This is a genomic window from Tenacibaculum sp. TC6 (genome assembly GCF_050606265.1).
Taxonomy (GTDB): domain Bacteria; phylum Bacteroidota; class Bacteroidia; order Flavobacteriales; family Flavobacteriaceae; genus Polaribacter.
Genome location: NZ_JBOCUK010000001.1, coordinates 32,028 through 43,647, shown reverse-complemented (window position 1 = coordinate 43,647; position 11,620 = coordinate 32,028). Strand labels below are relative to the sequence as shown.

Genomic DNA, 11,620 nt, shown 5'->3' with positions numbered 1-11,620 from the left:
TTTTTCGTGTATTAACCATACACAACAAGACCATACATCATGTAAACGATGTATGTATTAAAAATGAAAACAATAAATTAAAATCGAGGTGGTTGGAATATTTCTTTTAAATAAGAATTGCAGTACGTATTTTGATAGTAGTTTATTTTCTCTCTTATTTCTACAAATGAAATAAATTGAAAGTTATAAACCATTTCAGATACAAATTCAAGTGTTAGCGTAATTACTGTACAGTGATGATGATGTTTTTTGTCTTTTTCATCATGTGTATCATTTTGATGATGAATTTCTTCATGCAGTTCATCAATATCAACATGACTTTCAACATTATCATAAACCACAATATCGCTATGTGCTTGCACCGGAGGCGCAATAACAAGTAACATTAATATGGCTAGAAGTATGTTTTTCAAGTCTTTCTGAATTTTTACAAAAATAAGAATTTAGTTTTTGGTTGGTTTAAAAATTATAAAATATATACAGATTTGTTTGCTTTACATATTTTGAGTATAGTAATTATAATCTTTTAAAACGGTATCTATAAATTGAATATCTGTTTCTTTTTGAGATTTAATGTCGGTTACCTCCTCTATTTTTTTTCTTAGTTTACTAAGCGTTTTATAATCTCTTGCTTTTTTAGCAGCATAGAATGTATCCTTTATAATACGTGCATCATTGTCAGATAATTTTATAACACTGGCATATTTTGGCGCATAGGCATCGTGTATTTCTTCTAAAATAGTTTGTGAAAATGCAGCTTCATCTCTTAAATTGATAACTACTGTGTTTGCAGACAAATCTCCTATTCTTTGGTTATTTTTTGTGGTAAGTATAGAAAATAATCCTACAAATTTTCCACCTATAAACAACAACCATAATAATACCAGATATTCATCTAACCCTAATGAATACACATAAATAAAGACTAAAATAAAAAAGTTAAAATCTACAATTCGCATAAACCAGCGCATGGTATAATCAATAAAAGAAGGCTTAAAACCATCAATATTAATCACTCTAATTTTTGCTAATTTTTTCCCTATTGTTTGCCCGTTCAATAATATTTCAGAGTATAAAGAATAAAAGGTAATGGGTAAAAAAAGTAATACGTCAATTGCCTTTACAGACCACATATCACCATTGGCTGCGGCATTAATAAGTGTAAAGTTAAATAAACGAATAACTAAATACAGGTAAGCAAACTTAACAATGTTATCTACAAAAAAAGCAAGTATACGATGTCCTACATTAGCTAATTCAAAGTTTATTTTTACATTTTGTGTCGTATTTACTTGCAGTCTTTTCATACATTAATTACATTTGTCTCAATGAGAGAGGTAGCTTTTATTAAGCAAAATAAAGAAAAATGGCTTGAATTTGAAGAAGTAATTTCAAATAATACAAAAAAAAGCCCCGACGAAATTGCTGATTTGCACATTAAGATTATGAACGATTTGTCTTATGCTCAATCGTTTTACCCAAAAAGTAACGTGGTTTTATATCTTAATAAATTAGCAAAAAAAAGTTATGGAAAAATTTATCACACCAAAAAGCAAGACAAAAATACTTTTGTACAATTCTTTTTAGAAAAAATTCCGCTCCTTGCCTACAAGCATCGAAAATATATTTACCTGTCCTTTACCTTCTTTTTTATCTGTTTTTTTATCGGATTACTTTCTACTTTTAATGATGAGAGTTTTGCCAGAGAAATATTAGGAGATTCATACGTAGATCAAACTATTGAAAATATTGAAAGCGGTGATGCATTAGCTATTTATAAGAGCGGTAGTAATTGGGGAAGTTTTATTGGTATTTTTGACAACAACCTGCGCGTAGGTCTTAATATGTTTTTATCCGGGTTGTTTATTGGCTTAGGCACCGGATATTATATTATATACAACGGTATTATGGTAGCTGTTTTTCAAGCCTTCTTTTACCAAAATAATACGTTTTTAGATAGTATTAAAGGAATTTGGATTCATGGTACTTATGAAATTTTTGCTATGATTATTGAAGCAGCTGCCGGATATATTATTGGAGCCAGTATTTTATTTCCGGGATCTCTTAACCGATTTGATTCGTTTAAAAAAGGACTTAGAGAGGCTTTTTTATTATTTTTAAGCACTATTCCTTTTACCTTTGTGGCAGCTTTTTTAGAAGGATATGTAACTCGCTTTTACAATCAAATGCCAACCCTGCTCTGCTTTTTAATTATTATCTTCTGTTTAGTTTCTATATCGTATTATTATCTAATTTTACCTTATAAGGTAGCCTCAAAACACCAATTACGATAATGCAGAAAATAGTTTTACTTTTACTATTCCTTGTTAGTATGCATCTGTATGCAAATACATACAGCTTTACTTTTTATCAAAAAGAAAAAGATAGTATTTCATACGCCAAGAATAGTGATCGGGTTAAGCAACGCAGTTTTTCTGATGAATTGACCTCAAAATACAACGGTAAAGATTTTATATATACTGAAGAAAAAACGCCTGAAAAGAAACCTCAAAAAAAGGCTAATTTAAATTTTGGAAAATCTGCCGCATCTATAGTTAAATTCATGGCCTCTGTTTTTCCTTATCTTTTAGCTATCATCGTTATTTTTATTCTTATCAAAAGTTTTGTGTATGGTGATAAAGATTTTTGGAAGTTTAGCAAAACAACAAAAAAAGGAACAAAAAAATTGATTTTTGAAAATGAAGATGAAAATATTAATGAACATGATTATGATAAGCTGCTTGCTCAAGCCATACAAAATAAAGAGTACAGATTGGCTACCCGCTACTACTATTTGTCTTTATTGAAAAAAATGTCTAAAAAAGGACTTATAGATTATCATAAAGATAAAACCAACTCTCAATATCTTTTTGAATTAAAAGATAACGATACCAGAAAACAATTTTCATATTTACTGTATATCTATGATTATGTATGGTATGGTGAGTTTGTTGTAGATACACCCAAATTTAACAGTATAGAAAATAGCTATAAAAACTTTATTAACACCTTATAATTGACTCTATCTAAAAACATATCATTTCTTTTATGCTTAGCTTGTATGCTTGTTATGGTAAGTTGTAAAAAAACTAACTGGCAAGAAAATTACAGAGAAAGTGCTAAAAGTCCGTTTGGCACTTATATTATAAACCAAGAAATTTCAGCTATATTTAATCAGAATGAGGTGATTAACATCAAAGAAAATATTGCTGATTATTTTGATAATATATACTATGATAATACGGCTAACTATGCCAATTATATTTGTATTAAATATTATGCTAACCGATTAGATAAAGTTTCTATTAACCGATTACTTGAGTTTGTTAAAGCCGGAAACCATGCTTTTTTAGCCTTAAACTCTTTTAATGAAGAGCTAAAAGATTCACTTAAATTTGACACCAGAAATTTAGATATTGATTTATACAATGCCATCGATTTAAAATCATTAAACGGCACTTTTCAACTATACCCTAAAAAAGATACCTTAAAAAACCGATATACTTTTGACAGAAATATCAGGCGTAATTATTTTTCAAACTTTGAAGCAAAAAACACCATCGTATTAGGTTCTCAGATAGTAGACGGACATGATCAACCGAACTTTATTAAAATAAAGTATGGTAACGGAGCCGTATATTTGCACACCCAACCCATAGCTTTTACCAATTATTATTTACTGAAAAAGCAACAAAACTATGTAACCGATGTTTTTTCTTTTTTACCTAACAATACCATTTTGTGGGATTCTCAACAACGAATCAGAAAAAACTCACACCAAAAAGATGATAAATCTGTTTTTAAATTTTTCTGGAAGCACGAATCGTTAAAATGGTCATTATATGTAGCGTTCTTCGGCTTATTATTATTTTTAACATTTAATGCCCGAAGAAAACAAAGAGCCATACCTACCATTGAAAAACTAAAAAACTCTACGGTAGATTTTACGCACACCATTGCCAATTTATACCTAAAAGAAGACAACCATAAAAATTTGGTTACTAAAAAAATTACGTACTTTTTAGAGCGCGTTAGAACCAAGTACTTATTGAATACGCAAAACTTAAATACTGATTTTATTGAAAAACTAGCCTCTAAATCAGGAAACAAACTAAGTACAACTAACTATTTAATAAACACAATAGTAGCATTAAACAAAAAGTCAGACTGTACACAAGATGAACTAATGCGACTAAATACTTTAATTGAAAACTTTTTTGAAAATAGCTAATTATGGAAGATACAACTACCAATACTAATAATTTAGAATTTGAGAATAGAATTGATTTATCTGAACTACAAGAAAGTGTTTACCAAATCAAATCACAATTAGGAAAAGTAATTGTAGGTCAAAAAAATATGATTGACTTATTGTTAGTTGCTATACTTTCAGACGGGCATGCCTTAATTGAAGGAGTTCCGGGAGTGGCTAAAACTATTACCGCCAAATTACTTTCCGGCACTATGTCTGTTGATTTTAGCCGCATTCAGTTTACACCGGATTTAATGCCTTCAGATATTTTAGGAACCTCTGTTTTTAATGTAAAAACTTCAGAATTTGAGTTTAAAAAAGGACCTATTTTCTCTAATATGGTTCTTATTGATGAAATTAACAGAGCCCCGGCAAAAACTCAAGCAGCTCTTTTTGAGGTTATGGAAGAACAACAAATAACAATAGACGGAGCAACCTATACTATGGACAGCCCTTTTATTGTATTGGCTACCCAAAACCCGATAGAGCAAGAAGGAACTTACCGTTTACCGGAAGCACAATTAGACCGTTTTTTGTTTAAAATAAATGTTGATTACCCTAGTGCTGAAGAAGAATTAGAAATTGTTACCCGAGAGCAGGCATTAATTAACGGCTCTAAATTAGGTCAAATTGAAACGGTTATTTCTGCTGAAGCCATTCAGAAATACAGACAGTTGGTAACACAAATAAAAGTAGAAGAACATTTACTTAAATACATTTCTAATATTGTAGTGAATACCCGTAACAATTCGTTTTTATTCTTAGGTGCCTCACCTAGAGCAACTATTGCTATTTTAAAAGCTTCTAAGGCTTTTGCAGGAATTAACGGACGTGATTTTGTAACACCTGAAGATATTAAAAATGCCGCTATTCCTGTATTACAACACAGAGTTATTGTAACACCTGAAAGAGAAATGGAAGGGTTAACCAGCAAACAAATTATTGAGCAAATTATTGAATCTGTAGAAATACCAAGGTAATCAAATGAAGAAATTATACGCTTCTTTATTTTTAAACAACAGGCTTTTTTACATAGTAGCCTTTATTGCCCTGCTTTTTGTTGCCGGTTTTTTTATACCTGTACTATTTGCCATTGCTAAAGTAGCGTTGTTTACCATAAGTGTATTAGCTTTTATTGATTGTATTCTGGTATATCTTGTTTCCAAAGGTTTTGAAGTACAACGTACACTTCCTGAACGTTTATCTAATGGTGATGATAATAAAATTACGTTGCTATTAAAAAACAATTATAAGTTTAATACCTACTCTACGCTTATTGAAGAATTACCCTTTCAGTTTCAAAAAAGAGATTTTCAATTTCGCCAGGTTTTAAAATCCGGACAAGAAAAAAGTATTCATTACAATTTACACCCGGTAAAAAGAGGCGTTTATCACTTTGGACATATTAATGTATATGTCAGCACTCCTCTACAACTGGCTACCCGAAAATATATTTTAGGAGATGAAAAAGAAGTTAAATGTTATCCGTCGTTTTTAAAACTAAACGATTTTGACATTAAAGCGGTTTCTAATAATCTAAATTCTTACGGTAGTAAAAAAATAAGACGAATAGGACATTCTTTAGAATTTGAACAAATCAAAGAATATGTTTCCGGTGATGATATTAGAACATTAAATTGGAAAGCTACTGCAAAGCGTAACCATTTAATGGTAAATCAATATGTAGAAGAAAAATCGCAACCGGTATATTCTATTATAGATAAAGGACGTCCAATGCAAATGCACTTTAACAATCTTTCTTTGTTAGATTATGCCATTAACGCAACCTTAGCCGTAAGTAATACTATTTTAAGAAAACATGATAAAGCCGGAATGCTCACCTTTTCTAAGAAAATTGAAAATTTAATTGTAGCTGAACAACGCAGCTCACAAATGAATTTAATTTCAGAAGCTTTATACAATGTTTCTACTGATTTTTTAGAGGCTGATTACAGTTTGCTTTACGCCTCTATAAAACGTAAAATTACCAGTAGAAGTTTATTAATACTCTACACTAACTTTGAAACCTTAGATGCTTTACACAGGCAACTTCCTTATTTAAGAGCTATTGCCAAAAACCACCTTTTATTAGTTGTTTTTTTCCAGAATACGGAACTAAATACCATTGTTGACCAAAAAGCTGCCTCTGTAGAAGATGTTTATGACAAAATAATTGCGGAAAAGTTTATGTACGAAAAAAAGCAAATAGCTAATGAATTAAAAAAATACGGAATTCAATCAGTACTAACCAAGCCTGAAAACTTAACAGGAAGTACCATCAATAAATACTTAGAATTAAAATCGAGAGGATTATTCTAAGCATATTAATAACAACCAAATAGTAACTTAAAAATTATAACTATGAGTAATTTAAAATTAAAATTAAAAAAAATTGATCCGGTAAAATATGCTCTTATTGTGGGGTTAATGATGGCCTTAATGTCGTTTATCATGATAGGCTTTGTTACCTTATTAGGAAGTGTTTTTGGTGCCGCTTCTAATGAGTTTGGTGCTTTTGCTTCTATAATGGGCGGTGGAATACTGGCATTAATTTTTGTTCCTGTTTTATATTTTATCCTTGGTTTTATTATGGGATTAATAGGCACTATGGTTTTAAACTTTATTTTAAACAAAACCGGTGGTTTAGATTTAGATTTTGAAAAAAACGGCGTGGATATTTCCAGAATTGGTGAAGAATAATAAGCTCTTTACAGAAGGGAAATAACTTTCCTCTCTGTGAAGCACATAAAAATTAGTCTATGAATTGGTATTTATATTGCATTAAAAATGCTTTTAATTTCTCCGGAAGAGGAAGAAGAAAAGAATATTGGATATTTCTTTTATATAATGTAGTTATTATATTTTCTATTATCCTAATTGGTACCTCTTTGGGTTCTATTAGATATAGAGATACTACTTTTAGTATTGCAGCTTTATATGTGTTGTTTATTCTCATTCCACACTTAGCTGCTGTTGTAAGAAGACTTCATGACACAGGAAGATCCGGTACTTGGTGGTTCATTCGTTTTGTTCCTCTTGTAGGTTCTATTTGGCTATTTATTTTATTAATTGAAAATAGCCAACACGGAACCAACAAATGGGGTAAAAACCCTAAAGGACTTGGTAATGATTCTGAAATTAATCAGATAGGTAGAGAATAAAACATTTTGAAAAACCGCTATAAAGCGGTTTTTTTATGCTTTTTTGTACAATAATTTTATTTTTTTCTTGTTGTATTGTACAATCTTGTACAACATTTATATTTTTTTGAAATTTATTGTACAAAAAATATTTTTCAGCTCTGTACAAGGTTATTTTACTTTTTAAAAAAAATTGTACAAATAATGCTTAAACAAATTAAACAACATTTTGATGTTTCATCGTTATCAATAGCTCTTTTTATAAAGGGTTCTTTAAACACACTAAACTCATATTCTATCAACAGAAGAGGATTATCGTTTCAACAAAAAGATAATTTACTGACACTTTTTAATGCCTTAGAATTAGAAAAAAATAACAGTGTAGTTATCAATGAAACTGTTGAGGTACTCAATAAAAATGTTCACACAACGCTCTCACCATTAGTTACAGCATTGTCTCGAAGAATTAAAAAGAAAGAGCAGCTATTACAAAATTATAAAACTTCCGTTACCTATTATTTAAGAGGATTACACGCATGTGAAAACCTGATACACAAAACTACTTTTACTGAAGAACAACAGAAGTGGATTATACTAAGAAAAAAGCATCTTCAACAAAAGCTTCAAGAAAGAGCAACGGCCATTTTGCAAATGCATGCTGAATTAGAGGGATTAAAAGCTCGAAAAAACAGCCTTGAAAAGGTTCAACTGAAAGAGTTACTGTTTTAAGGTTACTTATTTTTTAAACGATCAGACACGTATTCTTTCTTTGTCTTTCCATGCTCTTTTGGTACTCCGTTATCATCTAAACTAACCATGATAATTTTGTCTATTTCTATAATAGTTTTGTGGGTTAATTTATTACGCACTTCGCACTTAAGAGTTATAGAAGTTCTTCCAAACTTAACAACATCTATACCTATTTCAATAATATCACCTTGTTTTGCCGAGCTTACAAAATCTATTTCCGACATAAATTTGGTAACTGTTTTGGGTATTTCTAACTGAATAATGGCATAAATACCTAACTCTTCATCAATCCATTGTAATAACCTTCCGCCAAATAATGTTCCGTTAGGATTCAAGTCTTCGGGTTTTACCCATTTACGTGTATTAAACTTCATAATTATTGTTCTATATTAATTGCTTCAAAACTCATTAATTCGGTATGAGAAAAAGAAGCATGAATTTGAATTGGGTTACAGCAAATTTCACAATCTTCAATATAACTTTGAGTAGTAACACTGGTATCTAATAACATCGATATTTCTTCCCAACAATACGGACATTGAAAAAAGTGCTCTATCATATTTTAAATTTTTCCGTAATACTTTCTAATAAACCATTCTACAGAAAGAAAAACAGCAATCAGTATTAAAATCCACTTCCAATCAATTAAATTCTTTTGGCTTGTTACCGATTTTTGAACTGTAAAATAACTTGGATCATTCATTAAATCAGCCACTATGTTTTCTACCTGATTCTTAGTATACAAATGACCTTTGGTTTTATTGGCTAACTTTTGTAGTTTTTGCTTATTAGCATTGGTAAATTGTTCTTCTATTTGATACGTAGTTATTTGAAACCTTCCGTATTGCTTTACCGTTTGTCCGGCCACTGATACTTGGTATGCATATTCTCCGGATGCAAGTCCTTCAACCGCTACCTGATATGAGTTATTTACTAATGAAAAAGGAACTGTTTTGACCTCTTTAGTTGCTACATTCATAATTTTTAGTTCTAAAGAAGCTCTGTTGTCAAAACGATAATTCTTATCTACATAAAAAGCTGAAAAAGTTATAGGTGCATTGGCAGGATATATATTTTTTGCCTTTACCTCTAGCCTATTTCTCTTTTGATTAGACGCTAAGTATTGAGTTATATTTCCTATAAATGTATCAAAGTTTTCAAATGTTTGGTCTTTTAAATAACTGGCAGCCCGCCATTTCCAGATACCTTCACCCATTATGAAAAGGTGTTTTTGCTCATTTTTTTCAATCGTGGTAATTAAAGGTTGTTCTGTAGCAATGCCGCTTATTTGCTGATAAAGTAATACCTGAGCCTCACTATTTACTTGTAATTTTCCAAATTTATCTTCTAACGGAGGAAAATCATTAAAACCAATATCTTCTTGCAGAAAGGTTAAAAAGTTTTCATTATAAACTGCTCCTGCATTTTCTGTTTGATTAATTACATTCTTTTTAACTCCTAACTCTAAAGAATTCAAATAATGCCAATCGGTTTTAGTACCGGTTACAATTAAAAGATTTGAGTTTACTTGCTTAAAATATTCTCGAAAATAAAAGTTAGGCTGATAAAAAATATACATTTGATACTCATCTAAAGCTATTCGTTTTTTACCTACTATTTGTATGTCAACACTACGTTGCTTATTACTTTCTATCGCTTTTTTGATAGCCCCTAAATCCGGGTGCATTACAGAGCTTAATAACAGTACTTTGGTTTGTTCATCAATTACTTCTACAGAAAAACTTTTGTAGTTATTAGCGGTATTTTTTTCATTGGTTAATTTGCTAATAGAAGCTTGATAATACTGTACTCCTTTTTCTTCGGAAGTTAAATTTACAGTAACTGTTTTAGCAGGATTTTCAGGAGAAAATTTTAAAGATTCTGAATATACTTTTTTTCCTTTATGTGTTAAGGTAAAGGTAGCTGTTACTTCTTCTTTTCCTTCATAAAGCAATAAGGCTTCAACAGGAAATTTATTTTTAATATAACTATATTTATTAACGTTTAACTGTGTTATTTGAAGGTCTTGATATTGGGTGGTATCTCCTATTATTACAGGATAAATTTTATGTTTTGACGTTACAAATTCATAATCATTTCCGGTAGTTTGATTACCGTCAGTAATTAATAAAGTGGCTAACTTTTCTTTTCCGTACAACTCATTAACAGAAGTTATTGCTTTGTATATATCTGTTTCTCCTTCATTAAAGGTTAAGCTATCTGCTATTTGAATAGCGTTTCCGAAAGAAAACGGTTGTATTGAAAATTTACTGTTTAGCTGTTCATTATTTTTTAATGCAGTATAAATAGCTGTAACGTCTTTTTCTTCTTTGAAATAGCGAGTTGACAAAGAGTTATCTACCAAAAGTGCCAAGGTAGGTTTTACATTTTCTGTTTGTACAATATCTATTTTAGGATTAATCAGCAATAAACCAATAAGAAATAGGCTTAGCGTTTTTAAAGCAAATAGTAAAACAGTTATTTTAGGTTGTTTTTTTTCTTTAAAAAAATATTGAAAAAAAGCAATAACAATACTGAGTAGTAAAACTAAAATTATATAAACTAATGTTAGTGTTTGCACGAATTATTTTTTAAAACGTGAATATAAAAATATCTCCTTACATACGCATAGTTATGCAGTAGCTAATTTGCTTCTTGTTTATGATTTAGGTCATAAACAAAAGATAAACAGCTTAGTAACTTTAGGCAAACAATTTTATGTATTATGAATCATATTAAAACGTTACCCTCAGAAAATGTATTTATAAAAAATCATCATTTAGATTTTATACATCAAATTAACCGCTGGATAAAAACTCAAGAAGAAAATGCTATTGGTATTTCAATCATTCTAATTATGGTAGGCACCATGATTGCGTCAATTTCAGTTGCTTTGGCTATTCATAAAGAGATTGCTTATATTCCGCTAATATTTTCTTGTTTTTCTGCCATGGGAGCCAATGCCATTGCTATAAGTCAACGACCTTTTAAAGTAGTTATATGGGCTTTTTTAATTAATATTATCGGTAATATTGTCTGTATAATTTATCAACTTATTTAACGGTTGATTTAGGTTTGGCTTCATACATTTTAAAGAAAAGCATGGAAGCTATATTACGGGCTCTTTCTTTAGCTTCATGTGCTTTTTCGCCTGTAAATAAATCATCAATTGTAGAAAACCAAAGTTGCAACCAACGCCCAAAATGTTCTTGAGAAATACTGTAATTAAACTCCTGATCAACATCTTTATGAGCTTTCATTGGGTTTCCTTTAAACTTTCGAACAAAAAACAAATTGGTTTCCCAAAAATCGGTTAGCTTTTCAAGGTGGGCTTCCCAATCTTGTTCAGGAATTGTTTTTAAAAAGATAGGACCTATAAAATCATCTTGCTTAATTCTGTTATAAAAAGTTGATACTAATAAAAATACATCTTCTCTGGTTGTTATTTCTCTTTTATCCATATAAATCCTAAATTTAC

15 protein-coding genes are annotated in these 11,620 nt (G+C 30.1%); 9 read left to right on the top strand and 6 right to left on the bottom strand.

The genetic code is table 11. The annotated features are described in order from the left end of the window. Positions 1-77: 77 nt before the first annotated feature. Both ACQY1Q_RS00195 and ACQY1Q_RS00190 read right to left on the bottom strand, forming a co-directional pair. Entirely contained in the window at positions 78-413 is a 336-nt protein-coding gene (locus ACQY1Q_RS00195) for a hypothetical protein (protein ID WP_431003256.1), read from the bottom strand. A gap of 81 nt (positions 414-494) precedes the next feature. Next, positions 495-1,307: an RDD family protein gene (locus tag ACQY1Q_RS00190; protein ID WP_431003255.1), complete on the bottom strand. Its 813-nt coding sequence runs from the start codon at positions 1,305-1,307 to the stop codon at positions 495-497. A 21-nt stretch (positions 1,308-1,328) separates the two neighbouring features. Here ACQY1Q_RS00190 and ACQY1Q_RS00185 point away from each other — a divergent pair, with 21 nt between their 5' ends. From ACQY1Q_RS00185 to ACQY1Q_RS00150, 8 genes are all read left to right on the top strand, one after another. Beyond that, a complete protein-coding gene (locus ACQY1Q_RS00185) occupies positions 1,329-2,294 on the top strand; it encodes a stage II sporulation protein M (RefSeq protein ID WP_431003254.1) in 966 nt (321 codons plus the stop codon). Continuing rightward, positions 2,294-3,016 carry a hypothetical protein gene (locus ACQY1Q_RS00180; protein WP_431003253.1) on the top strand — a complete coding sequence of 241 codons (723 nt, stop codon included), beginning with the start codon at positions 2,294-2,296 and terminating at the stop codon, positions 3,014-3,016. The genes ACQY1Q_RS00185 and ACQY1Q_RS00180 overlap by 1 nt, the downstream gene beginning before the upstream one ends. Then, entirely contained in the window at positions 3,017-4,231 is a 1,215-nt protein-coding gene (locus tag ACQY1Q_RS00175) for a DUF4350 domain-containing protein (protein ID WP_431003252.1), read from the top strand. It begins immediately after the preceding gene. 2 nt (positions 4,232-4,233) lie between these two features. Continuing rightward, positions 4,234-5,232 carry an AAA family ATPase gene (locus tag ACQY1Q_RS00170; RefSeq protein WP_431003251.1) on the top strand — a complete coding sequence of 333 codons (999 nt, stop codon included), beginning with the start codon at positions 4,234-4,236 and terminating at the stop codon, positions 5,230-5,232. A 4-nt stretch (positions 5,233-5,236) separates the two neighbouring features. Then, a complete protein-coding gene (locus ACQY1Q_RS00165) occupies positions 5,237-6,571 on the top strand; it encodes a DUF58 domain-containing protein (protein WP_431003250.1) in 1,335 nt (444 codons plus the stop codon). A 42-nt stretch (positions 6,572-6,613) separates the two neighbouring features. Beyond that, a complete protein-coding gene (locus ACQY1Q_RS00160) occupies positions 6,614-6,952 on the top strand; it encodes a hypothetical protein (protein WP_431003249.1) in 339 nt (112 codons plus the stop codon). 59 nt (positions 6,953-7,011) lie between these two features. Beyond that, the gene (locus ACQY1Q_RS00155; protein WP_431003248.1) at positions 7,012-7,413 is read left to right on the top strand and encodes a DUF805 domain-containing protein; all 402 of its coding nucleotides are present in this window, start codon (positions 7,012-7,014) and stop codon (positions 7,411-7,413) included. A gap of 183 nt (positions 7,414-7,596) precedes the next feature. Beyond that, positions 7,597-8,121: a hypothetical protein gene (locus tag ACQY1Q_RS00150; protein WP_431003247.1), complete on the top strand. Its 525-nt coding sequence runs from the start codon at positions 7,597-7,599 to the stop codon at positions 8,119-8,121. A gap of 2 nt (positions 8,122-8,123) precedes the next feature. Here the strand turns inward: ACQY1Q_RS00150 and ACQY1Q_RS00145 are convergent, their stop codons facing one another. From ACQY1Q_RS00145 to ACQY1Q_RS00135, 3 genes are read right to left on the bottom strand one after another with little or no spacing between them, the layout of a single operon-like run. Further along, on the bottom strand, positions 8,124-8,516 hold the full coding sequence (locus ACQY1Q_RS00145; protein ID WP_431003246.1) for an acyl-CoA thioesterase: 393 nt from the start codon (positions 8,514-8,516) through the stop codon (positions 8,124-8,126). Positions 8,517-8,518: 2 nt separating this feature from the next. Next, a complete protein-coding gene (locus ACQY1Q_RS00140) occupies positions 8,519-8,701 on the bottom strand; it encodes a CPXCG motif-containing cysteine-rich protein (protein ID WP_431003245.1) in 183 nt (60 codons plus the stop codon). Positions 8,702-8,704: 3 nt separating this feature from the next. Then, positions 8,705-10,723: a VWA domain-containing protein gene (locus ACQY1Q_RS00135; RefSeq protein WP_431003244.1), complete on the bottom strand. Its 2,019-nt coding sequence runs from the start codon at positions 10,721-10,723 to the stop codon at positions 8,705-8,707. Between the two features lie 144 nt (positions 10,724-10,867). Between ACQY1Q_RS00135 and ACQY1Q_RS00130 the strand changes: the two genes are divergently transcribed. Continuing rightward, positions 10,868-11,203 carry a hypothetical protein gene (locus ACQY1Q_RS00130; protein WP_431003243.1) on the top strand — a complete coding sequence of 112 codons (336 nt, stop codon included), beginning with the start codon at positions 10,868-10,870 and terminating at the stop codon, positions 11,201-11,203. Here ACQY1Q_RS00130 and ACQY1Q_RS00125 read toward each other — a convergent pair. Then, the gene (locus tag ACQY1Q_RS00125; RefSeq protein ID WP_431003242.1) at positions 11,196-11,603 is read right to left on the bottom strand and encodes a group III truncated hemoglobin; all 408 of its coding nucleotides are present in this window, start codon (positions 11,601-11,603) and stop codon (positions 11,196-11,198) included. The genes ACQY1Q_RS00130 and ACQY1Q_RS00125 overlap by 8 nt on opposite strands. Positions 11,604-11,620: the final 17 nt, after the last annotated feature.